Origin of the sequence: Micromonospora sp. NPDC085948 (assembly GCF_040686315.1) — a bacterium.
Classification (GTDB): Bacteria; Actinomycetota; Actinomycetes; order Mycobacteriales; family Micromonosporaceae; genus Micromonospora.
In genome coordinates, this window is record NZ_JBFBJW010000009.1 from 112,076 (window position 1) to 138,991 (window position 26,916).

General features: G+C 74.4%; 22 protein-coding genes. 12 read left to right on the forward strand and 10 right to left on the reverse strand.

The features are described 5' to 3' along the window. From cbiE to cobA, 5 genes are read left to right on the forward strand one after another with little or no spacing between them, the layout of a single operon-like run. The gene (gene cbiE / locus AB0O48_RS22745; RefSeq protein ID WP_365068315.1) at positions 1 to 1,320 is read left to right on the forward strand and encodes a precorrin-6y C5,15-methyltransferase (decarboxylating) subunit CbiE; all 1,320 of its coding nucleotides are present in this window, start codon (positions 1 to 3) and stop codon (positions 1,318 to 1,320) included. Beyond that, positions 1,317 to 3,062 carry a precorrin-3B C(17)-methyltransferase gene (cobJ, locus tag AB0O48_RS22750; protein ID WP_357255749.1) on the forward strand — a complete coding sequence of 582 codons (1,746 nt, stop codon included), beginning with the start codon at positions 1,317 to 1,319 and terminating at the stop codon, positions 3,060 to 3,062. Before cbiE ends, cobJ begins: the two co-directional genes overlap by 4 nt. Then, complete coding sequence (locus AB0O48_RS22755) at positions 3,059 to 3,328, forward strand: 4Fe-4S binding protein (RefSeq protein ID WP_357255748.1); 270 nt, start codon at positions 3,059 to 3,061, stop codon at positions 3,326 to 3,328. Before cobJ ends, AB0O48_RS22755 begins: the two co-directional genes overlap by 4 nt. Further along, positions 3,325 to 3,921: a precorrin-8X methylmutase gene (locus AB0O48_RS22760; protein ID WP_357255746.1), complete on the forward strand. Its 597-nt coding sequence runs from the start codon at positions 3,325 to 3,327 to the stop codon at positions 3,919 to 3,921. The genes AB0O48_RS22755 and AB0O48_RS22760 overlap by 4 nt, the downstream gene beginning before the upstream one ends. Next, positions 3,918 to 5,633 (forward strand): uroporphyrinogen-III C-methyltransferase, encoded by a 1,716-nt coding sequence (gene cobA, locus AB0O48_RS22765; RefSeq protein WP_365068176.1) that lies wholly within the window; start codon positions 3,918 to 3,920, stop codon positions 5,631 to 5,633. Before AB0O48_RS22760 ends, cobA begins: the two co-directional genes overlap by 4 nt. A 3-nt stretch (positions 5,634 to 5,636) precedes the next feature. On the opposite strand, the gene AB0O48_RS22770 is transcribed toward cobA, so the two are convergent. The 7 genes from AB0O48_RS22770 to AB0O48_RS22800 form a co-directional block, all read right to left on the reverse strand. Then, positions 5,637 to 7,790, reverse strand: a complete 2,154-nt coding sequence (locus tag AB0O48_RS22770) for an FtsX-like permease family protein (RefSeq protein WP_365068179.1) — start codon at positions 7,788 to 7,790, stop codon at positions 5,637 to 5,639. After that, on the reverse strand, positions 7,787 to 8,467 hold the full coding sequence (locus AB0O48_RS22775; RefSeq protein ID WP_357255740.1) for an ABC transporter ATP-binding protein: 681 nt from the start codon (positions 8,465 to 8,467) through the stop codon (positions 7,787 to 7,789). The genes AB0O48_RS22770 and AB0O48_RS22775 overlap by 4 nt, the downstream gene beginning before the upstream one ends. Continuing rightward, positions 8,464 to 8,988, reverse strand: a complete 525-nt coding sequence (locus tag AB0O48_RS22780; protein ID WP_357255738.1) for a PadR family transcriptional regulator — start codon at positions 8,986 to 8,988, stop codon at positions 8,464 to 8,466. Before AB0O48_RS22780 ends, AB0O48_RS22775 begins: the two co-directional genes overlap by 4 nt. Positions 8,989 to 9,066: 78 nt before the next feature. Continuing rightward, positions 9,067 to 9,429 carry a fluoride efflux transporter CrcB gene (gene crcB, locus AB0O48_RS22785; RefSeq protein ID WP_365068184.1) on the reverse strand — a complete coding sequence of 121 codons (363 nt, stop codon included), beginning with the start codon at positions 9,427 to 9,429 and terminating at the stop codon, positions 9,067 to 9,069. Continuing rightward, positions 9,426 to 9,902, reverse strand: coding sequence for a CrcB family protein (locus AB0O48_RS22790; RefSeq protein ID WP_357255734.1), 477 nt, complete (start codon positions 9,900 to 9,902; stop codon positions 9,426 to 9,428). The genes crcB and AB0O48_RS22790 overlap by 4 nt, the downstream gene beginning before the upstream one ends. A 149-nt stretch (positions 9,903 to 10,051) precedes the next feature. Continuing rightward, positions 10,052 to 10,810 carry a class I SAM-dependent methyltransferase gene (locus AB0O48_RS22795; protein ID WP_357572382.1) on the reverse strand — a complete coding sequence of 253 codons (759 nt, stop codon included), beginning with the start codon at positions 10,808 to 10,810 and terminating at the stop codon, positions 10,052 to 10,054. Positions 10,811 to 10,952: 142 nt separating this feature from the next. Beyond that, positions 10,953 to 12,173 carry an MFS transporter gene (locus tag AB0O48_RS22800; RefSeq protein ID WP_357255730.1) on the reverse strand — a complete coding sequence of 407 codons (1,221 nt, stop codon included), beginning with the start codon at positions 12,171 to 12,173 and terminating at the stop codon, positions 10,953 to 10,955. A 135-nt stretch (positions 12,174 to 12,308) separates the two neighbouring features. On the opposite strand from AB0O48_RS22800, the gene AB0O48_RS22805 reads away from it, so the two are divergent. The 4 genes from AB0O48_RS22805 (at position 12,309) to AB0O48_RS22820 (ending at position 15,914) form a co-directional block, all read left to right on the forward strand. Next, positions 12,309 to 12,758 carry a MarR family transcriptional regulator gene (locus AB0O48_RS22805; RefSeq protein WP_357255728.1) on the forward strand — a complete coding sequence of 150 codons (450 nt, stop codon included), beginning with the start codon at positions 12,309 to 12,311 and terminating at the stop codon, positions 12,756 to 12,758. 78 nt (positions 12,759 to 12,836) lie between these two features. Beyond that, complete coding sequence (gene paaK, locus AB0O48_RS22810; RefSeq protein WP_357255726.1) at positions 12,837 to 14,144, forward strand: phenylacetate--CoA ligase PaaK; 1,308 nt, start codon at positions 12,837 to 12,839, stop codon at positions 14,142 to 14,144. Between the two features lie 41 nt (positions 14,145 to 14,185). Next, entirely contained in the window at positions 14,186 to 15,292 is a 1,107-nt protein-coding gene (locus AB0O48_RS22815; RefSeq protein WP_357255722.1) for a nucleotide disphospho-sugar-binding domain-containing protein, read from the forward strand. A 55-nt stretch (positions 15,293 to 15,347) separates the two neighbouring features. Beyond that, the gene (locus tag AB0O48_RS22820) at positions 15,348 to 15,914 is read left to right on the forward strand and encodes a dienelactone hydrolase family protein (protein WP_357255720.1); all 567 of its coding nucleotides are present in this window, start codon (positions 15,348 to 15,350) and stop codon (positions 15,912 to 15,914) included. 42 nt (positions 15,915 to 15,956) lie between these two features. Here the strand turns inward: AB0O48_RS22820 and AB0O48_RS22825 are convergent, their stop codons facing one another. Both AB0O48_RS22825 and AB0O48_RS22830 read right to left on the reverse strand, forming a co-directional pair. After that, positions 15,957 to 16,679, reverse strand: coding sequence for a hemerythrin domain-containing protein (locus AB0O48_RS22825; protein WP_357572384.1), 723 nt, complete (start codon positions 16,677 to 16,679; stop codon positions 15,957 to 15,959). 57 nt (positions 16,680 to 16,736) lie between these two features. Continuing rightward, on the reverse strand, positions 16,737 to 20,021 hold the full coding sequence (locus AB0O48_RS22830; RefSeq protein ID WP_357572385.1) for a BTAD domain-containing putative transcriptional regulator: 3,285 nt from the start codon (positions 20,019 to 20,021) through the stop codon (positions 16,737 to 16,739). Between the two features lie 101 nt (positions 20,022 to 20,122). Here AB0O48_RS22830 and AB0O48_RS22835 point away from each other — a divergent pair, with 101 nt between their 5' ends. Both AB0O48_RS22835 and AB0O48_RS22840 read left to right on the forward strand, forming a co-directional pair. Then, positions 20,123 to 20,983: a class I SAM-dependent methyltransferase gene (locus AB0O48_RS22835; RefSeq protein ID WP_357572386.1), complete on the forward strand. Its 861-nt coding sequence runs from the start codon at positions 20,123 to 20,125 to the stop codon at positions 20,981 to 20,983. 55 nt (positions 20,984 to 21,038) lie between these two features. Next, entirely contained in the window at positions 21,039 to 21,602 is a 564-nt protein-coding gene (locus tag AB0O48_RS22840; RefSeq protein ID WP_357255712.1) for a YciI family protein, read from the forward strand. Here AB0O48_RS22840 and AB0O48_RS22845 read toward each other — a convergent pair. Continuing rightward, positions 21,586 to 23,748: an adenylate/guanylate cyclase domain-containing protein gene (locus AB0O48_RS22845; protein WP_357572387.1), complete on the reverse strand. Its 2,163-nt coding sequence runs from the start codon at positions 23,746 to 23,748 to the stop codon at positions 21,586 to 21,588. The genes AB0O48_RS22840 and AB0O48_RS22845 overlap by 17 nt on opposite strands. 193 nt (positions 23,749 to 23,941) lie before the next feature. On the opposite strand from AB0O48_RS22845, the gene AB0O48_RS22850 reads away from it, so the two are divergent. Further along, positions 23,942 to 26,836 (forward strand): AAA family ATPase, encoded by a 2,895-nt coding sequence (locus AB0O48_RS22850; protein WP_365068197.1) that lies wholly within the window; start codon positions 23,942 to 23,944, stop codon positions 26,834 to 26,836. Positions 26,837 to 26,916 lie beyond the last annotated feature (80 nt).

Here is a 26,916-nt window from a genome sequence, read left to right on the forward strand (position 1 = left end):
ATGGTTGCGGGGGCCTCGGCGACGCCAGGGGCGTCGGCGGCCCCGGCGAACGCCGTGACCGTGGTCGGCCTGGACGCCGCCGGCGCACCGCCACACCCCGCCCTCGGACCGGTGCTGGGCGCCGCCGGGCTGGTCGTCGGGGCTGCCCGGCACCTGGCCGTCGTGCCCGTACCGGCCGGCGCGGACACCGTCACCCTCGGGCCACTCGCCCCCGCCCTGCACCGGTTGGCCGAGGCCGTCGCCGCCGGGGTGCCGGCCGTGGTGCTGGCCAGCGGGGATCCCGGCCTGTTCGGCATCGTCCGGCGGCTGCGCGCGGCCGGGCTGCCGCTGCGGGTGGTGCCGGCGGTGTCCAGTGTGGCCGCCGCGTTCGCCCGCGCCGGCCTGCCCTGGGACGGCGCCGCCGTGGTCACCGCACACGGCCGCGACCCGCGCCCGGCCCTGAACGCCTGCCGGGCGCTGCCGCTGGTCGCGGTGCTGACCGCGCCCGGCGCCGGTGCCACCGAGCTGGGCGAGGGCCTGATCGGCTGGTCCCGCCGCCTGCTTGTCGCCGAGCACCTGGGCACCGACGCCGAACGGATCCGCGTGGTGAGCCCCGAACAGGCCGCCGCCGAGACCTGGGCCGACCCGCACGTCCTGCTCAGCCTCACCGACACCGACACCGACACCGACACCGACACCGACGCCGACGCCGTTTCCGGTGCCGACGCCGGCGGCGTTTCCAGACCGCGCGGCGGGATGCGCGCCGACAACCAGCCGGCCGCCGCCCCGGCCGGGGGCTGGGCGTTGCCGGAGAGCCGGTACGCCCACCGCGACTCCATGATCACCAAGTCGGAGGTGCGCGCCCTCGTCGTCGCCCGGCTCCGCCCCCGACTGGGCCGGCTGATCTGGGACATCGGCGCGGGCAGCGGCTCGGTCGGCATCGAGTGCGCGCTGCTCGGCGCGGCCGTGCTCGCCGTCGAACAGGACGCCGGGGCCGGCGCGACCATCCGGGCCAACGCGAGGGCGCACGCCGTGGACGTGCGGATCGTCACCGGTCGAGCCCCGCAGGCGCTGGTCGGCCTGCCCGAGCCGGACGCGGTCTTCGTCGGCGGCGGCGGGGTCGACGTCCTCGCCGCCGTGGTGGCGCGCCGACCCGAGCGGGTGGTGCTCACCCTGGCCGCCCTGGACCGGGTCGCGCCGGCCGTGGGTCTGCTGCGCGCCGCCGGTTACACGGTCGAGGGCGCTCAGCTCTCCGCCGCCCGCCTCGCCGACCTGCCCGGTGGGTCGATCCGCCTCGCGGCCACCAACCCGGTGGTCGTCCTCACCGGGGAGCGCCCGTGAACCACCAGAACCCGCCCGCGCACATCGGGCTGGTGGCGGCCACCGCCGCCGGCCGCCGACACGCGCACACCGTCGCCGCCGCCTGGCCACACGCGCGGCTGGTGGAGGGGGAGAGCGTCACCGACGCGCTGCGGACCGCCTGGGTGGAGTGCGACGCGGTGGTCGCGTTCCTGGCGACCGGCGCGGTGGTGCGGATCCTCGCGCCGCTGCTCACCGACAAGCGCAGCGACCCGGCCGTGGTGGTCGTCGACGAGGCGGCTCGGCACGCCGTGGCACTGCTGGGCGGGCACGCCGGCGGCGGCAACGACCTCGCCGAGCAGGTCGGCGCCCTGCTGGACGCCCGCCCGGTGATCACCACCGCCACCGACACGGTCGGTCTGCCGGGGCTGGACACCCTGGGCTGGCCCGTGCAGGGCGCGGTCGCCGCGGTGTCCCGGGCCATCCTGGACGGCGAGCCGGTCCACCTGTTCGCCGACGCCCACTGGCCGCTGCCCGCCCTGCCGCCGAACGTCCAGGCCCAAGCCGCCGCCGACAACGAGGCTGGCGGCGCGGCGGGGGCCGGTTACCGGCTGCTGGTCACCGACCGGGTGGTGCCGCTGGACGGGCGGACCGCCGTGCTGCGACCACCGTCGCTTGTCGCCGGCGTCGGGGCGAGTCGGGGCGTACCGGCCGCCGAGGTGGCGGAGTTGCTGCACCGGGTGCTGGCCGAGGCCGGCCTCGACCCGGCGAGCCTGCGCTGCCTGGCCACCGCCGACATCAAGGCCGACGAGGCGGGCATCCGCAGCACCGTCGACGCGCTCGGCGTACCCCTGGTGACCTGGCCGGCGACGCGGCTGGCCACCGTCGACGTACCGCATCCCAGCGAGGTGGTCCGCGCCGCGGTCGGCACGCCGAGCGTGGCGGAGGCCGCGGCCCTGCTCGGCGCGGACGGCCGGCCGGACGACGCCACGCTGCTGGTGGGCAAGACCGCGACGGCGATGGCCACCGTGGCGGTGGCCCGGCACGCGCCACGCGGCCGGCTCGCCGTCGTCGGGCTCGGACCCGGCGCCGCCGACCTGCGCACCCCTCGCGCGGTGGCCGAGCTGCGTCGCGCGGCCGTGGTGGTCGGCCTGGACCAGTACCTCGACCAGGTCCGCGACGTGCTCCGCCCGGGCACCCGGGTGCTGTCCAGCGGGCTGGGCGCGGAGGAGGCGCGCGCCCGCGCCGCCGTCGCCGAGGCCGTCGCCGGTCGGGCGGTCGCGCTGATCGGCTCCGGCGACGCCGGGGTGTACGCGATGGCCAGCCCCGCCCTGGAGTACGCCGACGAGCGCATCGACGTGGTGGGCGTGCCCGGGGTGACCGCGGCGCTGGCCGCCGGCGCGCTGCTCGGCGCGCCCCTCGGCCACGACCACGCCTACGTGAGCCTGTCCGACCTGCACACCCCGTGGGAGGTCATCGAGCGGCGGGTGGCCGCGGCGGCCGAGGGTGACTTCGTCACGCTGTTCTACAACCCGCGCAGCCGCGCCCGGGACTGGCAGCTCGGCAAGGCGCTCGGTATCCTCGCCGGCCACCGGCCACCGGACACCCCGGTCGGGGTGGTCCGCAACGCCAGCCGCCCCGGCGAACGGGTCCACCTCGCGACCCTGGCCACCCTCGACCCGGCCGTCGTCGACATGTACAGCGTGGTGGTGGTCGGCAACAGCGACACGAGGCTGGTCGCCGGCCGGATGGTGACGCCTCGGGGGTACCGGTGGCGCTCGTGACGATCGACGCCTGCCAGGGCTGCGGCGCGTGCCTGCTCACCTGCCCCACGCACGCGATCCGGCCGGTCGCCGGCGGCCTGACGGTCCGCGCCGACCGGTGTACGGGTTGCCTGGAGTGCCTGGAGATCTGCCCCGTCGACGCGATCCGCGTCGTCGCTGACCCTGACGCGACCCGCGTCGTCGCTGACCCTGACGCGACCCGCGTCGTCGCTGACCCTGACGCGACCCGCGTCGTCGAGCCCGACCCTGCTGGAGGAGCCCGATGAACCGAGTGGTGCATCCGATCGAGGTCGAGTCGTACCGCATCCTGCGCGAACGCGTCGACCTGTCGCACCTGCCGCCGCTGAGCCGCGCGGTGACCGAGCGGGTGGTGCACGCCAGCGCCGACCTCGCGTACGTCGACGAGCTGGTCTGCGACGAGGCCGCGCTGGAGTCGGGGCTGGCCGCGTTGCGCGCCGGGGCGCCCGTCGTCACCGACGTGGCGATGGTCGCCGCCGGCATCACCCGTGCCGGCCAGGAGTTGGTCTGCCCGGTCGCCGAGCCGGCCGCCGCCGAGCTGGGCCGCGCGGCCGGCATCACCCGTTCGGCGGCGGCCGTGCGGATCGCCCTCGACCGGGTCGGTCCGGGCGCGGTGTGGGTGGTCGGCTGCGCGCCCACCGCGCTCGTCGAACTGCTCACCCTGGACGCCGCTCCGGCGCTCGTCGTCGGCCTGCCGGTCGGCTTCGTCGGTGCCGCCGAGTCAAAGGCGGCGCTGCGGGCCAGCGGCCTGCCCGCCGTGTCCAACGTGGGGGAGAAGGGTGGCTCGGCGGTCGCCGCCGCCGCCCTCAACGCCCTGCTCTACGTCGAGGAGAAGTCATGACCGGGTTGGTCATCGTCGGGCACGGCACGCGCAGCGCGGCCGGGGTCGACCAGTTCGCCGCTCTCGTCGAGCGGGTCCGCCGGCGCGGTGACGTCGGCGACGTCGAGGGCGGTTTCATCGAGCTGTCCCGCCCGCCGCTGACCGACGCGGTCGGTGCGCTCGTCGCGCGCGGGCACCGGGCGCTTGTGGCGCTGCCCCTGGTGCTCACCGCCGCCGGGCACGGCAAGGGCGACATCCCCGCCGCGATGGCGCGGGAACAGGAACGGCACCCGGGGCTGACCTACCGCTACGGGCGCCCGCTCGGCCCGCACCCGCTGCTGCACGAAGCCCTCGAAGAACGCATCGACGCGGCGCTGGCAGGCACCGACCGGGCCGACGCGGCGCTGGCCGGTGCGGTTCCGCCGGACACGGCCGACCGGGCCGGCACGTGGGTGGCGTTGATCGGGCGGGGCTCCACCGACCCGGACGCCAACGCCGAGGTGGCCAAGGTGGCCCGGCTGCTCTGGGAGGGGCGCGGCTACGCCGGTGTCGAGCCGGGGTTCGTCTCCCTGGCGCAACCATCGGTGCCGGCGGTGCTGGAGCGGCTGCGCCGCCTCGGCGCGCGGCGGATCGTCGTGGCGCCGTACTTCCTGTTCGCCGGGGTGCTGCCCGACCGGATCGTCGCCCAGTCGGCGGAGTTCGCCGCCGCCCACCCCGACCTGGACGTGCGGGTCGCCGAGGTGATCGGCGACTGCGACGCCCTCGCCGACCTGGTGCGAGAGCGCTACGCCGAGGCGCTGGGCGGCGACATCCGGATGAACTGCGACACCTGCGCGTACCGGGTGCTGATGCCCGGCTTCGCCGACAAGGTGGGCCGCCCGCAACGCCCGCACGACCACCCCGACGACCCGGTCGGTCACCACCATCACCACGGGCACGACCACGGCCAGCACCACGACCACGACCACGATCAGGGCCACGACCACGGTCACGGTCCCGGGTCGGTCGCGGTGGTCGGCGGAGGGCCGGGACCCGACGACCTGATCACGGTACGCGGAAAGGCCCTGCTCGACGCCGCCGACGTGGTGGTGGTCGACCGGCTCGCCCCGCAGGGGCTGCTCGCCGGACTGCGCCCGGACGTGGTGGTGGTCGACGCCGCGAAGGTGCCCCGTGGCCCGTCGATGGCCCAGGAGGCGATCAACGAGGCCCTGGTGACGCACGCGCGCGCCGGCCGCCGGGTGGTCCGGCTCAAGGGCGGCGACCCGTACGTCTTCGGACGCGGCCACGAGGAGGTGCAGGCCTGCACGGCGGCCGGCGTGCCGGTGACAGTGGTCCCCGGGGTGAGCAGCGCCCTCGCCGCCCCGGCCCTCGCCGGCGTGCCGGTCACCCACCGGGGAGTCGCGCATGACGTCACGGTGGTCTCCGGGCACCTGCCCCCCGGGCACCCCGACTCGCTCGTCGACTGGGCGGCGCTGGCCCGGGCCCGGGGGACCGTCGTGCTGTTGATGGCCGTCGACACCATCGCCAAGATCGCCGCAGTGCTGATCGAGCACGGCCGCGCCCCGGAGACTCCGGTGCTCGCCGTGCAGGACGCCGGGCATCCCGGCCAGCGGTCCGTGCCGGCCCGGCTGGACGAGATCGGCGCGCTCGCCGCCCGGGAGGACATCGGTCCGCCGGCCGTCTTCGTCCTCGGCCCGGTGGTCGCGCTCACGACCACCGGGCCGACGGACTGACGGCTACTCGCTGCGGGCGGTCTCCGGGCCGGTGATGCGTTCCAGCAGCGGCAGGGTGGAGGCGATGACACCGAGGCAGGTGGCCAACCCGATCACCACGATCACGTAGAAGCGTGGCTCCGGCGCGACGAGCGTGTAGTGCATCTGTGCCCGCAGGAACAGGTGCGCGGCGAGCAGGCCCATCCCGATGGCGACGGCGGCGACGGCGAGCATCGGTACGGCGCTCTCCAGCGCCACCACCCGGCGCAGGACGCGCACCGGAGCGCCGCTGAGGCGCAGCAGGCTGAACGGGCGTCGGCGTTCGGTGAGACCGCCGATGACGCTGACCGCGAGGCTGCACCCGCCGAGCGCGAGGCTGGCGACGATGACGACGTTTGCCAACTGTTCCCAGCCACGCAGCGTGTTGGCGAAGTCCGACTCGAAGTCGCCGGGCACGTTCGGCGCCACCCGGAAGGCCGGGAAGGCGGCCTCGAGGACGGTGCGTGAACGTTCGACGGCGGCTGCTGATCCGTCCGTGTCGACGAGGATCGACATCACCGGCAGTCGTTGGAGATCGCCGAGCGGGACCGACGCAGCGGGCCAGACCCGGGTGGACGACGCCGACTGCCGGAAGGGGATGAGACTCGTCGCCACCTCGGCGACGGTGGCGCCCTCGGCGCACCGGCCGAACGCGCTCGGAATGTCGGCGCACGCGATCACGCCGGGCTCGCTGGTGTTCATCCAGTCCGGGTTCTCGCGTACCGCGAACGCGGACCGCACGTCGGTGATCGAGCGCAGGTCGGTGAAGAGCGAGTCAGGCGTCGCCGGTGCATCCTCAGGAAGGTAGAGCGACACCTGTCCCGCCTCGGTCGAGCCGACCGGTGCCGGGCCGCGGTTGGCGATGATCGTGGTGATCACGCCGACGGCCACGCTCGTCACGAAGAGCGCGAGCATGATGCCGCTGATCGCCCGGAAGCCGGCCTTCGGGTTGTCGGCGAGGCGTCGCGCGGCGATGAGGGTGGCCGGACGGTTGGCGTACCGGGCCATGACCTGGGCGCCGACCATCGTCAGCCAGGGGCCGGCGAAGACCAGGCCGGCCATGATGAGCAGCAGGCCCGGCAGGAACACCGCGGTTTGGCCGTCGGACGTTTCCGGTTTGAAGCCGATGGCGAAGAACAGCACGGCGACACCGAGCAGGGCCGGGATCAGCCGGTACGCGCGCGGCGCGCGGGGGGTGACCCGCCGGGTGACGCCCAGCGGCGAGATCCGTACGCGGCGCAGCGAGACCTGGGCCGCCACCGCCGCGCCGGCCGGGACGCCGAGCGCCACCAGTAGGGCGTCCAGCATCCCCAGCGACAGGTCGCTGGGGAAGAACGGCATGCCGGTGAACGGGATGCCCGCGAGCGGACCGCGGAACGCGTAGAACAGGCCGAAGCCGACGGCGGTTCCGGCGACGGCCGCGGCGGTCGCCTCCACCGCGGCGACGATCGCGATCTGCCGGGGTGTCGCGCCGACCAGCCGCATCGCGGCGAAGCGCTGCTCCCGGCGGGCGGCGCTGAGCCGGGTGGCGGTGCCGATGAAGATCAGCACCGGGAACAGCAGCCCGCCGGCGATCACGCCCAGGATGAGGTTCACCGTGGTCTCGGGGAGGGCGGGGGTGTCGCCAACGCTGGTGACCTGCTTCGCGGCGGGCAGCTTGGCGACCTGGTCGGGCGTGCCGCCGGCGATGACGAGCAGGGTGTCCGGCGAGGTCAGCGCGGCGGGTCCGACGGTGCCCAGGTCCCGCCCGGGGTAGCGGTCGCCCAGTTGGTCGGCCGGGTGGGCGGCCAGCAGGTCGCGCAACGCGGGCGAGGCGTAGTACTCGCCGGGACCAGGGGTGGTCGGGACACCGACCGGGGTGGGCGCGGTCGCGCCGGTAGCGGCGACGTCGATCCGGATGATCTGCTTGCCGTGGAAGTAGTCGAACCGGGTCGACCACCACAGCGGGTCGGCGTCGCCGGCCGAGGCCTGGGGATACATCGAGGCGTACCGGGTGAGCTGGGCGTTGACGGCGTTGACTCCGGCCAGGGTGGTCAGCAGCAGCCCACTGCCGATCGCGACGGCGGCGGCGATGACGAGCAGGCGGGTCAGCGCCTCCCGGCCGCCGGCCACGACGAGGCGGAGCCCGAAGCCGATCATGAGGCGATCCGGTCCGGCGCGTTCACGCGCCCGTCGCGGACCATGACCTCACGGTCGGCGTACGCGGCGATCCGGGCCTCGTGGGTCACCAGGATGACAGTCGTGCCCTGCTCGCGGGCAGCGCTGACCAGCAGGTCCATCACCTGCTCGCCGGTCAGCGAGTCGAGCGCGCCGGTCGGCTCGTCGGCGAAGAGCACCTGCGGCTCGGCGACCAGGCCGCGGGCCAGGGCGACCCGTTGCGCCTGCCCGCCGGACAGCTCACCCGAGCGCCGCTGCTCCAGGCCGTCCAGGCCCAGGCGCGCGAACCAGGCACTCGCCTTCGGCAGCGCCTGCTTGCGGTGTACGCCGCTGAGCAGGAGCGGCAGGGCGACGTTCTCCAGGGCGGTCAGCTCGGGGACGAGCTGACCGAACTGGAACACGAAACCGAAGCGGTCCCGGCGCAGGCTGCTGCGCTGGGTCTCGGTCATGGTGTCGATCCGGGTCCCGTCGAAGAGGATCTCGCCGGAGTCGGGCACGAGGATGCCGGCCAGGCAGTGCAACAGGGTGGACTTGCCCGAGCCGCTGGGACCCATGATGGCGAGGATCTCGCCCGCGCCGACGGCCACGCCTGCGCCCCGCAGGGCGGGCGTCTGGCCGAACGAGAACTGCACGTCCCGTGCTTCGATCACGACGCTCACGGCCGCACCTCCTTGCGCAGGGCGTCCAGCCGGGCGCTTGTCATCTCGATCCATCGGAGGTCCGCCTCCAGGTGGTAGAGGCCGTGGTCGGCCAGCAGCGCGTCGACCAGGCTGCCGGCGCGCTTGATCTCGGTGAGCTCGCGCATCCGGTGCAGGTGCGCGCTGCGCTGGGTGTCGAGGTATTCGTCGGCCGGACGTTCGAGCATCAGCGCGAGCACGACCTTGGCGAAGAGCACCGTCTGCAGGTGCGGCTCCGGGTCGACCGGCTGGGTCAGCCACTGCTGGACCTCGGTCGCGCCCAGGTCGGTGATGACGTATCGCTTGCGGTCGGGGCCGGAGCCGGGCGCGACGTCGCTGATCACCACCTTGCCGTCGCGGGCCAGTCGGCTGAGGGTGGAGTAGACCTGGCCGAACGGCAGTGGCTTGCCCCGGCCGAAGAAGGCGTCGTAGTCGCGCTTCAGGTCGTAGCCGTGGCTGGGCTCCCGTTCGAGGAGGCCGAGAAGGGTCAGTGGCACGCTCATGGGAGGAGACTACACCGGGGGTATACCTCGCGTATATACCTCCGGTGTGTTCCCCGCTCAGGGCGCGATTCGTGCAGGTCAGCCGGTCAGGGCGCGGGCCAGGGCATAGCCGGCGGTGGCCGCGGCGAGCCCGGCGACGACGCTGCCCACGACATTGGCAAGCGCGAGGAGACGGTGACCGCCCCGGGTCAGCCGCAGCGTCTCGTAGCTGAAGGTGGAGTAGGTGGTCAGCGCCCCGCAGAATCCGGTGCCGAGCAGCGCGGTGACCGCCGGGCCGCTCGGCCACCCGACGAGCACGCCGAGTAGCAGCGAGCCGACCACGTTGACGGTGAGCGTGCCCCAGGGAAACGCCGAGTCGTGCCGGGACTGCACGGCCCGGTCGGTGAGGTAGCGCAACGGCGCTCCGACGGCCGCCCCCAGGGCGATGAGCAGCACGGTCACCGGGTTGCCCTCCGGCCCAGGAGGGCGGTGGTGGCGGCGTCGCCCAGCCCGACCGCGACGAGTGCCCCGAGCAGCGTCGCCGCCAGGTACGCCAGCGCGGTGCCCGGCGCGCCCGCGACCAGCGCCTGCTGGATGTCGACCGCGTAGGCGGAGAACGTGGTGAACCCGCCGAGCACCCCCACCCCGAGGAACGGGCGGGCCAGGGGGTGCCCACCGCCGAGGTGCCCGAGCGTCGCCATCAGCACCCCGATCAGCAGGCAACCGGACAGGTTGATGCCGAACGTCGCCCAGGGGAAACCGGTCGGCGGGTGCGGGGCGGCGTGTTGCAGGCCGGCCCGGGCCAGCGCACCGAGCACCCCGCCGGCCGCGATGGTGGCGAGAACCGTCGCGGGGCGCGCGGTCAGCTCGCGGCGGTCGGCGGGGAGGCGCAGGTCGACGTCGGGGTCGGTACGCGGCTCGAATGGCTCTGGCACGAGTCCTCAGCGTAGTGCCAGCGACGGCGGCATCGAGCGTGCTGCCGGCGACGGCGGCATCTGGCGTGCTGCCGGCGACGGCGGCATCTGGCGTGCTGCCGGCGACGGCGGCATCTGGCGTGCTGCCGGCGACGGCGGCGACGGCGGCGTCAGCGCACCGCTGCGACGGCGGCGTCCGGGCCGCCGCGCCACACCGTGCCGACCTCGCTGAACCCGGCGGTGGTGAGTGCGGCCAGGTGCCAGGAGGCCGGCGGGTTCCACTCCGGGCTGTGCCCGGTCGGGTAGATGTCCTGCCGTTGGGTGACCAGCGGGGCCAGCGCCGGGTCGGCCCCGGCCCGCTCCCACCAGTCCGACCAGGACAGCACCGCGCCGGCGGCGTACCGGGCGTTGCGCCGGTCCCGGGCCCGGTCCATCAGCCGCTTGGTCAGCTCCGGCAGGGTGTCGTCGGGCATGTGGTCGGCGTTGACGAAGACTCCGCCCGGCCGCAGCACGTCGCGCAGTTCGGCGTAGAGCTGCCCGAGCCGGTCGGCCGGCAGCCAGTGCAGGGCGGTGGCGGTGAGAACGGCGTCGTAGTCGCGGTGGGGGAGCGCGGCGCGCCACTCGGGGGTGCCGAGGTCGGCCGGGACGATGGTGGCCCGGTCGGCAAGTGTGGCCCCGGCGATGGCCAGCAGTGCCGGGTCGAGGTCCAGCAGGGTCACCTCGGCGTCGGGGAAGCGCGCCAGTGTCCGCAGCGAGATCGTGCCGGTGCCGCCGGCCAGGTCGAGCACGCGCGGCGGCCGCCCGTCGAGCACCGCGTCGACGGTGTCCAGCATGGTGGCGAACCGGTGTTCCCGGTCCGGCATGAACGCCTCCTGCTGGCGATCCCAGCTCTCCTGCCAGGACCAGGGCTCCAAGATGTAAGGACTCATGGCAAGCAGGCTAGTTACGTACCGATCGCGGTGTCCAGACCTTGTTGCACATAACTTGCAATTGCGAGAAGATGGCAGGGTGATGATCAGAGTGACGCGGGGCCGGGCGGATGCCCGGCCCCGCGTCCGCTCGTCTACCCGGTCAGGCCGCCGTGTCCACCAGGGCCGCGTCGGCGTTCGCCGGCTCCTGGCGGCGGGCCAGCCGCAGCGCTGCCAGCAGGACACCCAGGCCGACCAGGGTGAGCGCCGCGCCGGCCCAGATCGGCGAGGTGTAGCCGAGCCCGGCGGCGATCGTCACCCCGCCGATCCACGCGCCCAGCGCGTTGCCGAGGTTGAACGCCGCGATGTTCGCCCCGGACGCGAGGGTCGGCGCCTGGTGGGCGTAGTGCATGATCCGCATCTGCAACGGCGGCACGGTGGCGAAGCCGAACCCACCCATCAGCACCAACGCGACGATTGTCAGCACCGGGTTCGTGGCGGTCAGCGCGAAGCCGACGAGCACCACGGTGAGCACCGCCAGGACGGTGACCAGGGTGCGCGACAGTGACCTGTCCGCGGCCCGGCCGCCGAGCAGGTTGCCGACGAAGAGCCCCACGCCGAAGAGGACGAGCAGCCACGGCACGGTGCTGCTGGCGAAGCCGCTGACCTCGGTGAGGGTGTAGGCGATGTAGGTGAACGCGCCGAACATGCCGCCAAAGCCCAGGACCGTGATCACCAGCGACAACCAGACCTGCGAGTGGGTGAAGGCCCGCAACTCGCCGCGCAGCCCACCGGCCGGACGGTCGGCGTTCGCGGTGTCGCCGGCCGGGATGAGCAGGGCCAGCCCGATCAGTGCCACCACGCCGATCGCGGTGATCGCCCAGAACGTCGACCGCCAGCCGAAGTGCTGCCCGAGGAAGGTGCCGAAGGGCACGCCGAGCACGTTCGCGATGGTCAGACCGGCGAACATCATGGCGATGGCACCCGCCCGGCGGGCCGGCGCGACCAGGCCGGCGGCCACCACGGCGCCGATGCCGAAGAACGCGCCGTGGCAGAGCGCGGCGACGATCCGGCCGGCCATCATCACGGCGTAGTCGCCGGCGACGGCGGAGAGCAGGTTGCCGATGATGAACAGCACCATCAGGCCGAGCAGCACCGGCTTGCGCGGCAGTCGGGTGACCGCCGCGGTGAGGGCCACCCCGCCGACGGCCACGCTGAGCGCGTAGCCGGAGATCAGCCAGCCGGCGACCGGTTCGGTGACGGCGAAGTCGGCGGCCACCTCGGGCAGCAGCCCCATGATCACGAATTCGGTGAGCCCGATGCCGAAGGCGCCGATGGCCAGCGCGATCAGGCCGGGTGGCAGGGACTTGTGGCGTACGGACATGGTCTTCCCATCGGGAGGGGGCGGATATTCGGCGCGTGCAACTACACGCGTCGACAACGAAATACTTGCACGCGCTGGATATCAGCGCAAGCGTGGTAGCCTGGGCCGTCGAGAGCACACCCGAGGAGGGCCGGCATGGGCATCGCCGACGACGCGGTCGAGATCCGCGCGCAGGGCTGGCGCACCCTCGCCGCCCTGCACGGGTTGATCGAGACATCCCTGGAACGGGAGTTGCAGGCCGGCCACGACCTGTCCGTCGTCGAGTACACGGTGCTCGACGCGCTCTCCCGCCAGGACGGCTGGCACATGCGGATGAGCCAGCTCGCCCGCGCCGCCGCGCTCTCCGGCAGCGCCACCACCCGGCTGGTCACCCGCCTCGAACAGCGGGGGCTGCTCACCCGCATCCTCTGCGCCGACGACCGGCGCGGGATCTACACCGAGCTGACGCCGGCCGGCTCCGAGCTGCTCGCCCAGACCCGCCCCACCCACGACCGGGTGCTCAGCGACGCGCTCGCCCAGGCGGAGGCCACCCCCGAGCTGGCCCCGCTGGTCGACGCCCTGCACCGGCTGCCGGCCACCCGCTGACCGCCCCGCCGGACCCGGCGACGGCGAGCGTACGGTACCCGCAGCCCCACCGGGACCGCCGCGCCAAGGAGGCAGCCGATGCAGGACCGCACCCCTCGTCCGGAGGAGCTGGAGCCGATCGAGCGCGCCGGCATCGACGAGCTGCGCGCCCTGCAACGCGACCGACTGCGCTGGTCGTTGCGGCACGCGTACGACAACGTGCCGCACTACCGTCGGGCGTTCGACGCGGCCGGGGTGCACCCCGACGACTGCCGGGACCTCGACGACCTGGCCCGCTTCCCGTTCACCGGCAAGGCGGAGCTGCGGGAGAACTACCCGTTCGGGATGTTCGCCGTACCCCGGGAGCGGGTGGCCCGGCTGCACGCGTCCTCCGGCACCACCGGCCGGCCGACGGTGGTCGGCTACACCCGCGACGACCTGCGCACCTGGGCGCGACTGATGGCCCGGTCGATCCGCGCCTCCGGCGGCCGTCCCGGCGACCGGGTGCACATCGCGTACGGCTACGGGCTCTTCACCGGCGGCCTGGGCGCGCACTACGGGGCCGAGGAGCTGGGCTGCACGGTCATCCCGGTCTCCGGGGGCATGACCGAGCGTCAGGTGATGCTGATCCGCGACTTCGAACCCGAGGTCATCATGGTCACGCCCAGCTACCTGCTCGCCATCGTCGACGAGATGCAGCGCCAGGGCATCGACCCGCGGGCCACCTCCCTGCGGGTGGGCATCTTCGGCGCCGAGCCGTGGACCGAGGACATGCGCCGCGAGATCGAGCAGCGGCTGGACATCCACGCCGTCGACATCTACGGGCTCTCCGAGGTGATGGGCCCCGGCGTGGCCACCGAGTGCGTCGAGACCAAGGACGGGCTGCACCTCTGGGAGGACCACTTCTACCCGGAGATCATCGACCCGGTGACCGGGGTGGTGCTGCCCGACGGTGAGCGCGGTGAGCTGGTGTTGACCTCGCTGACCAAGGAGGCGATGCCGGTCGTGCGCTACCGCACCCGCGACCTGACCCGACTGCTGCCCGGCACCGCCCGCCCGATGCGCCGGATCGAGAAGATCACCGGCCGCACGGACGACATGATGATCGTGCGCGGGGTGAACATCTTCCCCACCCAGATCGAGGAGCTGATCCTGCGGACCCCGCAGCTGTCGCCGCACTTCCAGTGCGTCCTCGATCGGCAGGGCCGGCTGGACACCCTGACCGTGCGGGTGGAGCGGCGGGCCGGCGTCGCCGTGGACGCCGCCGAGCGGGCCGGCGCGACGCTTGTGGAGCTGGTGAAGAACACCATCGGCGTGAGCGTGGCGGTCGACGTCCTCGCCCCGGACGGGGTGGAGCGGTCGATGGGCAAGATGCGCCGCATCGTCGACCAGCGAGCGGCCGGCTGACCCACCCCGCCCGGTCGCGTCCTGGACATAGGATCCTGCCCATGCGTGTGCTGGTGGTCTCCGCGCCCCTGGTCGGGCACGTCTTCCCGCTGGTGCCGCTCGCCGTCGCGCTGCGCGACGCCGGCCACGACGTGCTGCTGGCCACCGGAGGTGGTGGCCTGGCCGCCGCCGACGCGGGTCTGCCGGTGCACGACATCGCACCGGGCTTCGACTTCGGCCGAATCGCGCTGCGGGTCTTTCCCCGCCATCCGCTGATCGCGCGCGCCGAAATGGCCGGCACCGCCGGCACCCGGGGCGCCGGCCTGCTGTTCGGCGCGCTCAACGACCAGCTCACCGACCCGGTGGTCGCGCTGGCCACCCGGTGGCGACCGGATCTGGTGCTGCACGAGCCGTTCGCGGTCGCCGGCGCGGTGGCCGCCGCGCGGCTCGATGTGCCGGCCGTACGCCAGGAGAACGCCCTGTTCGACGGCCGGGACCTGGTCCGCGCCACCGTCGTCCGACTCGGTGGCGCACTACGCCGGCACGGCCTGAGCGAGCTGCCGCCACCCGCCGCAGCCCTCGCCGTGGCCCCGCCCAGCGTGGCCGCGCAGGGCGGTTGGCCGATGCGCTACACGTCCTACGTCGGCGGCGGCGAGCTGCCGGCCTGGCTGCGCGAGCCGGGCGACCGGCCCCGGATCCTGGTCACCCGCAGCACCCTGACCGGCCCCGGCGACCGAGGTCCGATGCCCGCCGTGGTCACCGCCGCCGCCGACGTGGACGCCGAGATCGTGCTGGTCCGCCCAGACGAGCGGTCGGCGCGTTCGCTGCCCCCGAACGTGCGGGTGGTCGACTGGATTCCGCTCGACGAGGCGTTACCGGCGAGCGCGGCGCTGGTGCACCACGGCGGTGCGGGCAGTGCCTTCGGCGCCCTCGCCGCCGGCCTGCCCCAACTCGCCACCGTGGGTCCGGGGGACCGGCGGCACAACGCCGAGCTGTTGGCTCGCCGGGGCGTCGGCCTGGCGCTGCGCCCCCGGGACATCACCGCGCAGGCCCTGACCCGGTTGCTCACCGACGAGCGCCTGCGTACCGCCGCGGGCCAGGTCAGTCGCGAGATCGCCGCGATGCCACCGCCGAGCGACCTGGTCGCGCGGCTGACCGCGTTGGTCTGACGTCCGCCCCGCGTGCCCACACCGGACGGACCCGTGACTGCGGCAGGATGACGTGATGTCACACGTCCTGCTGTTCCACTCCGTGTACGGGCTACGGCCCGCCGTGCGCGCGACCGCCGACCGGTTACGCGCCGCCGGGCACCAGGTCAGCACCCCCGACCTGTACGGCGTGCCGGCCACGGACACCGTCGAGGAGGGCTTCGCGCTGCTCGACAAGATCGGCCACGACGTGGTGCTGGACCGGGCCCGAGCCGCGCTGCGCGACCTGCCACCGGAGACGGTGCTCGCCGGCCTCTCGATGGGCGCCGGCGTGGCCGGGGCGCTGCTGGCCGAGCGCCCCGCCGCCGCCGGTCTACTTCTGCTGCACGGCACCGGTGGCGCACCGGACGCGGTCCGGCCCGGGATACCGGTGCAGCTGCACCTCGCCGACCCCGACCCGTACGACGCGCCGGACGAGGTCGACGAGTGGCAACAGGCGATGACCGACGCCGGTGCCGAGTTGACGGTCTTCCGCTATCCCGGCGCGGGGCACCTGTTCACCGACCCGGACCTGAGCGAGTACGCCCCGAGCGCCGACGCGGAGACCTGGCCGCGGGTGCTGGCCTTCCTCGCTGCCGGCTGACGAGCCGTCGACCCCGGGGCCTGGGTCGGTGGCCGGCCTCGCTCAGCGTGCGGCGGCGCCGATGCGCGGGGGAGTCGCGGTGCCGTGCACCCGCTTGGCGTGGGCGGCGAAGAGCCGGGGGGCGATGATCGGCATGAGCAGCCGGGCCGGCAGCGGGGCGTGCGCCAGCACCGCCTTGATCACCTCGGGGTCGCCCTCGTACATGGCCAGGCCGAAGGCCAGCGGCAGCCGCTTCTTCGGGGTCTTACCCATCCCGTGCTCGCCGAGTTCCATCCACTCCGCGGCGGTGACGTGCCGTTCGGCCAGCGGCAGGATCTCGCTCTCCTCCATGGCCATGTGTTCGGTCAGCGCGGTGCGGAGGTGCTCGAAGGCGTCGGCGAGGTGGTCACCACCGTGCCCGGTACGCCGCCACCCCGGCAGCAGGGCCACCACCGCCGCGTGGGCCTCCTCGATGGCGTGGTGCTGCGCCTCCATGGTGGGGACGATGGCGGCGGCCTCCGCGCCGCCGCGCGCCAGTAGTCGGGGCCACAGCAGCAGGTCCTCGCCCTCGTGGTGCAGGTGCAGGGTGTGACAGAGCATCTCGGCGTGGGCGCCGACGACCTCCGCGCGGCCGACGTCGCCCGGCCTGACGTCGCGGACGAGCTGCGGCAGCAGGCCGAACTCGCGACGGAAGACGGTGTGCGCCATGTACATGTCGCGGACGTCGGCCATGGCTTCGCGGTGGTTCTGGTTCACGGTGACCTTTCCGAGGAAATCAACTGACACAGATCTGTTGATCATGCTCGGTGGCACTTGGAATCGGCTTGGAACCCAGTAACCGGTTCAGTCGGCCAACGCGGCCGTCGACTCGGCCAGCCAGTGCGGCGACTCCCACCGGCGGGCCACCCCGGCCGCCAGGGTGAAGTGCCGGGCCGCCTCCTCGGTGCGTCCCACCAGCCGGAACAGCTCCCCGAGCGTCAGCGCGACCGGTCGCACCACGGCCGCGGTGGTGGAGAAACCAGCCAGTTGGTCGCGGACCGGGAGCAGGGCGTCGATCACGGGCTGGGCCAGGTCTCGCCGACCCAGGGCCACGATGACCATGCCGCGTACGCTGAGCAGCGCCGACTCGAAGTAGTCCGGGCGGTAGGTGTGCCGACCGATCGGCATGGCCCGCGCCTCGTCCACCCGTCCGCTCTCGATCAGCGCCAGCGCCAGCAGGTCGTCCACGATCGGCCCCAGCGACCGACGGATGCGGCGGGTCGCCTCCAGATGCTCGCCGAAACGTCCCTGGCTGATCAGCAGGGTCCCGACCGAAAAATAGTGGAAGGCCTCGGCGTGCAGCGAACCCTGGCGCCGCATCTGCACGGCCACCTCGTCGTAGTGTCGGCGAGCGGCGACGAAGTCGCCGGCGATGTGCGCGAGGGCACCCCGCCCGCACAGGTAGATCACCTGCCCCTCGTTGAGCTGGTACGTCTCGGCCAGCCACCCCTGTCGGACGATCGCGGCGCGAACCTCGGCCGGTTCGGTGAGCGCGGCGGCGCAGTGGGCGAGCACCTGCTCGGCGACCCAGCGGTAGATCACCAGCCCGTGCTCGTCGGCGAGGTCGCGCAACTCCAGGGCCAACTCCCGACGGTGCGGCGCCTCCCGCTCGTAGCTCATGGTCCGGACCCGGGCGGCCAGCCCCAGGGCGCGCAGCTCCGGGTCGCCCAGCCGCCGGGCGATCGTCAGCGCCTCCCGCCCGGCCGACACACCCCGGGGGTCCGACTCGCCGTCCAACTCGGTGGCCAGGGCGTCGAGCACACGGCAGCGGGCCACTGGGTCCAGGTCGTCGGACCGCAACAGCCGGCTGAGCAGCTCGACGACCCGATGGTCCACGACGCCGTACGCGTGTGTCAGCCACGGCGTGGGGACGGTCCACGCGGTGAACGCCGCGATCAGCAGCTCGTCCCGGCCGGACGCGACGGCCACGTCCACGGCTCGGGCGCGGGTCTGCCGGGCGGCGGCCACCGCACCGGCCCGAGCCTGGGCGCGTAACAGCCGGCCGAGCAGGTCGACCCGCAGCGCGTCGCGATCCCCGGTGACCGACCCGGCGGCGTCGACGGCGTTGCCGAGCACCTCGACCGCCGCGTCGTACGCGTACCGCCGCTCCGCCAGCTCGGCGGCGCGGATGGCGTAGTCGACGGCGAGCGGAGCGGTGTCGGCCGACGCCGCACGGGCGTAGTGGTGCGCCAGGGCCGGATAGTCGTCGGGTGCCAACCGCCGGGTGGCGGCGGCGATCCGGGCGTGCAGTCGGGTGCGGCGCAGGTGGGGCAGGTCGGTGTAGATGGTGTCGCGGACCAGCCCGTGCACGAAGCGAACCCGCCCCGGCGCCGGTTCGGTGAGCAGCCCGGCGGCCAGCCCGATCTCCAGCGCTTCGAGGGTGGCGGTCTCGTCGGTGTCGGCGGCGTCGAGGAGTGTCGGCACGTCCGCCTCCCGGCCGAGCGTGGCGGCGAGGCGCAGCACCGCGACCGCCGGCGACGGCAGGCGCGACAGTCGTCGGCGCAGCACGTCACGTACCCCGTCCGGCACGTCGCTGGTGGCGACGAGCGTGCCCTCGGCGGCGAGGAGCCGCGCCGACTCGCGTACGTAGAAGGGGTTGCCGCCGGTCCGCTCGGTCAGCGCGGCGACCGTCTCCGCGTCGACGGGTCGCCGGGCGAGCGCCCCGAGCAGTGTCTCGATCTCGGCCGTCGTCAGGCCACCCAGCCGGATCCGGTGGGGAGACCGACGGGCCAGGACGGCCATCGTGTCGGCGAGCCGCTCGCGGTTGTCGGCGGGGCGTAGCGCCGCGACGACCAGCACGGCCCCGGTGGTCACCTCGATGACGCTGTTCAGCAGGAGCAGCGTCTCGGCGTCGGCGGCGTGCAGGTCGTCGAGGATGACGGCGACCGGTCGGCGGATCGCCGCCGCGTCCAACCAGGCGCCAACGGCGTGGTGCAGCCGGAACCGGCCGGCGGTGACGTCGCCCCCGGACTCGCCGGCGCTTCCGCCGAGCAGCGGGACGAGCGCCGGTGCGAGATCACCCGGCGGCACCTGCTCGGCGAGTTGCCGCAGCGCCTCGACCCAGGCCCAGGCGGGCGGGGCGCCCTCGACCTCGGGGCAGCGGCCGACGGCGACCAGCCAGTCGCGGGCGGTGAGCGCCTCCCGGAAGCGGGCGAGCAGACTCGTCTTGCCCGCGCCGGCCTCCCCGCTGAGCAGCGCCACCCGCGGCCCGCCCGCCACCGCCTCGGCGGCGGCCCGTCCCAGAGCGGCCAGCTCGGTCTCCCGCCCGACGAACACCTCAGCGGTCGCCGGTCGCCCGGTGTCGACGCGTGCCGCGGCCACCCGTGGGAGCAGGTCGAGTCGTTGGCCCAGGATGGCGGACTCCAGCTCGACCAACGCCGGGCCCGGATCCAGGCCGAGTTCGTCCACGAGGGTCGCCCGCGCCCGGCGCAGCGCGGCGAGCGCGTCGCCCTGCCGGCCGGCCCGCCACAACGCCAATGCCAGCAGCCGCCAGCTCTCCTCCCGCAGCGGCGCCTGCCGGGTCAGCACCTCCGCCTCCGCCACCGCCTCGGCCGCGTCGCCGCACCGCACGACCACGTCGAGCAGCGACTCCCGGGCGCCGAGCCGCAGCTCCTCCAGCCGCAGCACCTCGGCCTGCGCCCACGGCTCCCCGGCGAACTCGGCGTACGCCCGACCGCGCCACAGGTCGAGCGCGCCGCTCAGCAGCAGCCGCGCCCGACCCGGATCGGTGGCACTGGCTGTGCGCGCCTCGACGAGCAGCGTCTCGAACCGGCCGGCGTCGACGGCCTCGGTGGGCACCCGGATCGCATAGCCGGGCGGCGCGGTGACCAGGACCCGCGCCGGCGTGCGGCGCTCGCGGGACGGCTCCAACAGGCGGCGCAGGTGCGAGACGTACGCCTGGACGGAGGCGATCGCCCGTGGCGGCGCGTCACCCCGCCACAGGTCCTCGATCATCTGACCGACGGAGACGACCTCGCCTCGGGCCGCCAGCAGCCGCGCGAGCACGGCGCGTTGGCGGGGGCCGCCGAGGTCGACCGGTCCGCCTGTGTCGACCTCGACCTCAAGCGGCCCGAGCACCCGTAGCAGCATGACCGACCAATCCTAGTCACCGCTGCCGGTGGACATCGGACACCCAGCTCACCGGGGGTACGGGCGGCGTCGAGGGCGCGGGGCAACCCCGGCAGATCCCGTTGGATATCGTCGCCACCAGCAAGATCCTGAGCGGGGGTGACGCGGTGCCGACGACAGCTTTCGACGAACACGAGCGGTCGCGCTGGGCCGGGCGCGCGGCGGCGTACGACGGCAGTTTCGCCGCCCTCTGCGCCCATCCCGCCCCGGCGTTGCTGGACGCCGCGGGCGTCGCCGTGGGCATGCGGGTGCTGGACGCGGGCACCGGCTCCGGCACCGTGGCCGCGCTGGCGAGCGCTCGGGGCGCCACCGTCGTGGCCGTCGATGCCGAGCCCAGCATGGTCGAGCTGGTGCGCGGCCGGGTCCCGTCCGCCGAGGTTCGCCTCGCGGCCCTGCCCTATCTGCCGTTTCCCACCGGGCACTTCGACGCGGCCGTGGCGAACTTCGTGATCAATCACGTCGGCGATCCGGTGGCCGCGATCAGCGAACTGCGACGGGTCGTCCGGCCGGCCGGTCGGATCGCGGTGACGATCTGGCCCGACCCGCCACCCGAGGCGCAGCGGCTCTGGGGAGCGGTGTTCGACGCCGCCGGGGTCCAGCGCCCGACCTCGGTGCCGACGGTGGACGCGGAGCGGGACTTCCCGCGTACCCCGGACGGGTTCGCGGGTCTGCTCGACGCCGCCGGTCTCGCCGACGCGCGCTGCGACCCGATCACCTGGGCGCACCGCACCCACCCCGATGCCTGGTGGAGCGGCCCGGCCAACGGCATCAGCAAGGCGGGTCTGGTGCTGGCGGCCCAGCCGCCGGAGGTGATCACCCGCATCCGTGCCGCGTACGACGAGCTGACCGCCGCCTACCGCGACGCGGACGGTCTGCTCGTCCTGCCGACCGCGGCGCTGCTGGCCTCGGCGTCCGTGCCGTAGGCCACGGGCGACACCCGGCCACCCGGCGGTCCGCCCCACGGCGAGAATGCGTGGCATGGAATTCCTGTGCTACCACCGCGACCGGCCCGACTCGGGGACGTTGCGCGACGAGTTGTTGGCCGAACACTGGTCCTACATGGACCGGTACGCGGAGGAGTTGATCGCCCGCGGCCCCACCCTGTCCGGTGACACCGCCACCGGCAGCGTGCACATCGTCGACCTGCCCGATCCGGCCGCCGCGCGGACGTTCGCCTTCGACGAGCCCAACTACCAGGCCGGCGTGTACCGGGATGTGCTGCTGCGCCGATGGCGCAACACGCTGGGCCGCACCATGTGGGACTTCCCCGGTGGTCGGGACGGCGGCAACCGCTACCTGGTGCTCGGCCTCGGCGCGGGGCAGGCCGTCGACCTGCCCGTGCCACCCGACCCGGACGAGCTGATCGCGTACGGGCCGCTGCTGTCCGACGACGGCGACACGTGGCTCGGCACCGCCGCGCTGGTCCGGGCGCCGACCCCGGACGCGGCGCGCGCCATCCTGACCGTGGACCGGTACGCCGACGTCGAGGTGCACAACTGGCAGTTCGGCGGGCGGCCGCCCGGGGTCAGTCGTTCGTCGTGACGTACCCGCCTGAGGCGGGCTGCCCGTAGCCCAGGCTGTCCGGCTGGCGGATCAACGGTGGGACGGGTAAGGCGCGTACCCGATCGGGCAGCCCGCCGACGCCGGTGCCGGGTCTCGTCGACTCCGCCACGGCGGGCACCGCGCGGATCGCCACCGGGATGCGGTCGATGGCCGAGGGCCAGTGACCGCCCGTATTGGCCTGCGCCACCGCGGCCGGCACCGCCGAGGTCGGCGGCACGCCACCGGCCGGCGCGACGGTTCGGAGCCGGTTGACGCCCGGCGCACGGTTGGTTCCGCGGGGCGGCGCGGCCGGCGGAGTCGCCATCGTCGGGGCGGGGAGGCGCGGCGGGCCGGATCCTGGCGCGGGGGCCAACGCCACGAGGGCGGTGTCGCGGCGTGGGGCGTCGGCGGCCCGGCGGGTGAAGACGGCCCGCAGCGCGCGGGGCAACCGCTCGGCGGCGACCTGGCGCAGCGCGGGCGAGGCGAACGCGTACCCCCCGGTGCGCTGGGGGATGAGCAGTCCGGCGGCGACCAGCCGGCGTAGTGCCGACACGGACCGGCCGGGCGTCCAGCCGAGCGCGCGGTCGACCGTCGCGCCGGAGACCACGCCGCCGAGGACACCGGCGGCCATCAGGACCGCTCGCCGCTCACCATCGAGGTGGTCCACCTCGGCGCCGACGGTCCGGCGGACCGCCTCGGGCAGCGGGAGCACCGCCGGGTCGGCCCCGGCCGCGATCGACGCGACGTACGCCGTCGCGTGCCCGGGCCGGCCGCCCACCAGCGGCAGCAGCCGGTCCACCAGGGTCACCGGCTGACCGGACCGGGTCAGGAGATGGCGCAGCAGTCGCCCGGACGGCACAGTGGTCAGCGGTCGGATCGCCATCCGGCGGGCTGGGCCGGGCCGGGTGTCGGCCCACTGCGGTTGGTGCAGGGTGACCACGGCCAGTGGTAGCCGCCGTGCCGTCGCCGCGTCGAACAGCGCCCGGAGGAATCCGCTCACCGCGGGCGCCGCCCGGTCCACGTCGTCCACCGCGACGACAAGCGGCGCCTGGGTGGCCAGCCGCAGCAGGACGTCGCGGCAGATCGCCGCGCCGGCCATCGCCGCGGCGGAGTCGTCCGGGTTGGTCAGCATCCGCTGCAGCGTCGGGACCGCGGCGGCGACCCGCGCCGGTGGGAACAGGGCGGTCAGGGCGGCGACGAGCCGTTCGTGGACCGCCGCCGGGCCGTCACCGCGGCGGACCCCGGCGACACCCCGCAGCAGCTCGGCGACCGGTTCCAGGACCTGATCGGGGTACGGCTGGCAGGCCTCCACGGACCAGCGCACCGAAGCGCCGTCCACCGTGGTCAGCCCACGGGTCAACTCGTGCAGCAGCCGGCTGCGGCCACTGCCGGTGGGCCCGACCAGCGAGACCCAGCACGGGTTCCGCTCCCGGATGGCCAGGGTCAGCTGGTCGCGGATCGTGGCCAGCTCGCGGCGGCGACCGATCAGCGGACCGTCGTGCCGGTCCGGGCCGGGTCGGACGGGGCCGATGGCGTGCCAGAGCGGTCCCGGCGACATCCGGCCGGCGACCGGCACCGGTGGCAGCTGACGCTGGGTGATCAGGCCGGCGGTGGCCCGTGCGGTGGCCGCGCAGAGCGCGACGGCACCCGGTGGCGCGTACTCCTGGAGGCGGGCCGCGGTGGTGATCACCGCGCCGCTGGCCACGCCGTGCCCGCCGCTGACCGCGTCGCCCAGGTCGACCACGACCTCGCCGGTGGCGACACCGACGCGCACCCGCAGTCGGATGTCCCCGACCATCGGCCGGCGGTCCAGCGCGGCCTGGATCTCGAGTCCGGCCCGCACCGCGCGGTACGCGTCGAAGCCGTCGGAGCGCCGAGCGCCGAACAGCGCCATCACGGCGTCGCCGACGTACTTCTCCACCACTCCCTGCCAGCGGTGCAGCACGCCGGTGACGGTGTCGAAGTAGACCCGCTGCATCGCGCGGACGTCCTCCGGGTCGAGTCGGCTCACCAACGCCGTGGAGCCGACGATGTCGGCGAAGAGCACCGTGACAGTACGTCTCTCCTCCGGCACGGGCCAGTGCGGGGGCACGGGCCGCCGTGCGTCGCCGGCGATGATGCTGCTGGTAGTAGCGATGGTGGTCATGGCTTCGCACCAACCCTTCCCCCCGCTGATGCCAGGTGACCTCCGGAGATTGACATCCCTGAGCTGACCGGGGATCTGCCGAACGACGTATGTCGGCCACCCGCAACCTTTTGTCGCAAAGTCGACGCGAGGAGTACCAGAAGCGGCAGTTGGCCGTAGAACGGTTCGGGGACCTGTGATTAGGCTGCGTGCCATGGCCAGCGATGGGGACACCGCACCGCTCGTGGGCCGGGCCGAGCTGGTGCAGACGGTTCGGGCCGCGCTGCACGGTGACGCCGCGCACGGGCAGACCGCCGCCGTCTTCCTGACCGGTGAGAGCGGTGTGGGCAAGACCCGGCTGTTGGGTGAGGTCGCCGACCAACTGCGTGCCCAGGGTGCCGTGGTGCTCACCGGCAGCTGCCTGGACATCGGCGACGCCTCCCCGCTGCACCCGCTGTTGCAGGCGCTGCGCCGCTTCGACGCCGATCTGTCCACCTCGCACGCCCGCACCTCCTCCGCGGTGCGAGGGCTGCTGCAGATGTTCGCCGACGAGACCGCCAGCCCGGACGGCGCGGGCGCGTTGTTGGAGCGGGCCAGCCGCGGGCTGCACCTGATCGCCGAGGGCAGACCACTGGTGCTCATCCTCGACGACCTGCAGTGGGTCGACCGGAGCACCCGACAGTTGCTGCTCTACCTGTTGGCCGGGCTCGGCGACCTCCAGCTCTCCGTGCTGGCGGCGGTGCGCGCCGAGTCGCTGCAGGGCGCGCACCCGCTGCGCCGGGTGCTCACCGAGCTGCGTCGGCTGCGTACGGTGCGGGTGCTCGACCTGGCTCCGCTGGGCCGGGCCGACACCGAGAAGCTCGCTGCCGCGGTGGTCGGCAAGACGCTGCCCGCCGAGGCGGCCGAGCAGATCTGGCAGCGCAGCGGCGGCAACCCGTTCGTCATCGAGGAGCTGGCCCGCGATCTCCGCGACGGCCGCGACGGCCTGTCCGAGACGTTGCGGGAGATCTTCCTCGATCGGGTCGACGCGCTGCCCCAGCACGCCCACGCGGTGGTGCACGCGGTCGCCGCCGGTGTCGAGCCGGTCCAGCACTGGCTGCTGGCGCAGGTGCTGCGGTTGCCCGAGGACGAGCTGATCGACGCGGCCCGCGCCGCGGTGGCCCACCGGCTGCTGGTCGGCGCCGACGACGGTTACCGGCTGCGGCACCGCCTGGTTGCCGAGGTGCTCGCACACGAACTGCTGCCGGCCGAGCGTTCCGGGCTGCACCGCCGCTACGCCGAGGCGCTGACCGCCGCGCCGGGTGAGCTGCACCAGGCCCGGCTGGCGCACCACTGGCGGTTGGCCGGTGAGCCGGCGCGCGCGTTGCCGGCCGCGGTGGCGGCGGCGCAGGAGGCCGAGCGGCTGCACGGTTACGCCGAGGCGCACCGGCACTGGTCGGCGGCGTTGCAACTGGCCGCCGAGCCGGGTCCGCTGGCGGTGGACCGGGTCGAGCTGCTCAAGAACGCCGCCGAGGCGGCCCACCACTGCGGGGAGCACGCCCGCGCGCTGGTCCTCCTGGAAGAGGTGGCCGCGCTGCCGGGTGGCGAGCCCAGCGCGCTGCACATCCGCCGGGCCCGCTACCTGGCCGCCGCCGGCCGCTCGGCGCTGGCCGAGGAGGAATACCAGCGGGCGCTGACCGCCGCCGACTGTTCCCCGCGCGACCGGGCCACCGCCGCCGCCCGCCTCGCCGAGCTGCTCCTGCACCTGGGCCGCTACGCCGACGCCGGCAGGTGGGCCCGGGAGGCGCTGGCGTTGGCCGCCGACGTGGAGGGCTCCGCCACCGAGGTGGTGCTGGCCAGCTCGGCACTGGGCTTCAGCGACGCCTACCTGGAGGACCCGGACGCGGGGCTCGCGGTGATGCGCGACGCCCTCGACACCGCCGAGCGCGCCGGCCAGCCCGAGGATGTGGCCTGCGCGTACCTGCACCTGGCGGAGCTGTTGACCGGGCCACTGAACATCCTCGAAGAGGGCGTGGTGGTCGCCCGTCGTGGCGCCGAGCGGGTCGCCGAACTGGGGTTGGGCCGCACCTGGGAGACCCGGCTGCTGGCCGTCGCCATCAACGGCCTGTTCCGGGTGGGCCAGTGGGCCGAGGCGGAGAAGGTGGTCGCCGCCGCCCTGCGGCACCGACCGTCCGGTGCGGACGCCGTCGAGCTGCTGCTGGCCCGGTGCCGGCTGTCGGTGGGCTACGGCGACATCGACGCTGCCAGCCGTGACCTCGACGCGGTGGCGACCCTGCTCGCCGGTGGTGGGGCGCGGCACGTCATTCCGCTGCTCACCCTGCGCGCCGGGCTGGCCATGTGGGAAGGCCGCCACGATGTGGCGCGGTTGGCGGTGCAACGGGGCCTCACCGAGAGCCGGTCCGACGACGTGACGATCCTGTCGGCGCTGGTCTGGCACGGCCTGCGAGCCGAGGCCGAGGCGCACGCCAGTCGTGCCGTGGCGGTGGACCCGACGGTGGTGCGCCGGCTGCGTGACGTGGCGGACCGGGTGGCCCGCAAGAGCGTCGGCGCGGCCGGTCCGGTGCGCTCGGTGGTGGAGGGGTTCCTGGCGCTCTGCGCCGCCGAGGTGAGCCGCCTCGACAGCAGCGACCCGGACCTGTGGGCCGCGTCCGTCGCCGAGTGGGACCGACGCCACCACCCCTACCCGGCGGCGTACTCGCGGCTGCGGCAGGCCGAGGCGTTGCTGGCCCGCCGCAGCCGGCTGGCCACCGCCGGCAAGCTGCTGCGGGAGGCGTACCGGGTGGCGCAGGGGCTGGGCGCGGTGCCGCTGACCTCGGAGATCCGCGAGCTGGCCGGGCGGGCCCGGGTGTCGCTGGAGGAGCACGAGGTACTCGGCGGCACGAGGAGCGCGCCGGCCGAGGCGTCCGACGACGAGTTGGCGCCGCTCACCGCACGGGAGCGGGAGGTGCTCGCGCTTGTCGCGGAGGGCCTGACCAACAAGGAGATCGGGCAGCGGCTGTTCATCAGCGAGCGGACCATCGGCGTGCACGTGTCGCACATCTTCGACAAGCTCCAGGTCCGTACCCGGGTCCAGGCCAGCGCGATCCAGTTGCGCAACGTCCGAAGCTGACGTTCCACACCGTCCACTGGCGCGTGTGCGTACCGGGATACGTCGTTCTACTGATTCGGTGAGTGGGTGTCGGCTGAAAG

What these genes read in the sequence shown, in the direction of transcription:
- cbiE (WP_365068315.1), top strand. Translation starts at nt 1, where the DNA reads ATGGTTGCGGGGGCCTCGGCGACGCCAGGGGCGTCGGCGGCCCCGGCG.
- AB0O48_RS22760 (WP_357255746.1), top strand. Translation starts at nt 3,325, where the DNA reads ATGAACCGAGTGGTGCATCCGATCGAGGTCGAGTCGTACCGCATCCTG.
- cobA (WP_365068176.1), top strand. Translation starts at nt 3,918, where the DNA reads ATGACCGGGTTGGTCATCGTCGGGCACGGCACGCGCAGCGCGGCCGGG.
- AB0O48_RS22770 (WP_365068179.1), bottom strand. Translation starts at nt 7,790, where the DNA reads ATGATCGGCTTCGGGCTCCGCCTCGTCGTGGCCGGCGGCCGGGAGGCG.
- AB0O48_RS22780 (WP_357255738.1), bottom strand. Translation starts at nt 8,988, where the DNA reads ATGAGCGTGCCACTGACCCTTCTCGGCCTCCTCGAACGGGAGCCCAGC.
- AB0O48_RS22795 (WP_357572382.1), bottom strand. Translation starts at nt 10,810, where the DNA reads ATGAGTCCTTACATCTTGGAGCCCTGGTCCTGGCAGGAGAGCTGGGAT.
- AB0O48_RS22800 (WP_357255730.1), bottom strand. Translation starts at nt 12,173, where the DNA reads ATGTCCGTACGCCACAAGTCCCTGCCACCCGGCCTGATCGCGCTGGCC.
- AB0O48_RS22805 (WP_357255728.1), top strand. Translation starts at nt 12,309, where the DNA reads ATGGGCATCGCCGACGACGCGGTCGAGATCCGCGCGCAGGGCTGGCGC.
- paaK (WP_357255726.1), top strand. Translation starts at nt 12,837, where the DNA reads ATGCAGGACCGCACCCCTCGTCCGGAGGAGCTGGAGCCGATCGAGCGC.
- AB0O48_RS22815 (WP_357255722.1), top strand. Translation starts at nt 14,186, where the DNA reads ATGCGTGTGCTGGTGGTCTCCGCGCCCCTGGTCGGGCACGTCTTCCCG.
- AB0O48_RS22820 (WP_357255720.1), top strand. Translation starts at nt 15,348, where the DNA reads ATGTCACACGTCCTGCTGTTCCACTCCGTGTACGGGCTACGGCCCGCC.
- AB0O48_RS22830 (WP_357572385.1), bottom strand. Translation starts at nt 20,021, where the DNA reads ATGCTGCTACGGGTGCTCGGGCCGCTTGAGGTCGAGGTCGACACAGGC.
- AB0O48_RS22840 (WP_357255712.1), top strand. Translation starts at nt 21,039, where the DNA reads ATGGAATTCCTGTGCTACCACCGCGACCGGCCCGACTCGGGGACGTTG.
- AB0O48_RS22845 (WP_357572387.1), bottom strand. Translation starts at nt 23,748, where the DNA reads ATGACCACCATCGCTACTACCAGCAGCATCATCGCCGGCGACGCACGG.
- AB0O48_RS22850 (WP_365068197.1), top strand. Translation starts at nt 23,942, where the DNA reads ATGGCCAGCGATGGGGACACCGCACCGCTCGTGGGCCGGGCCGAGCTG.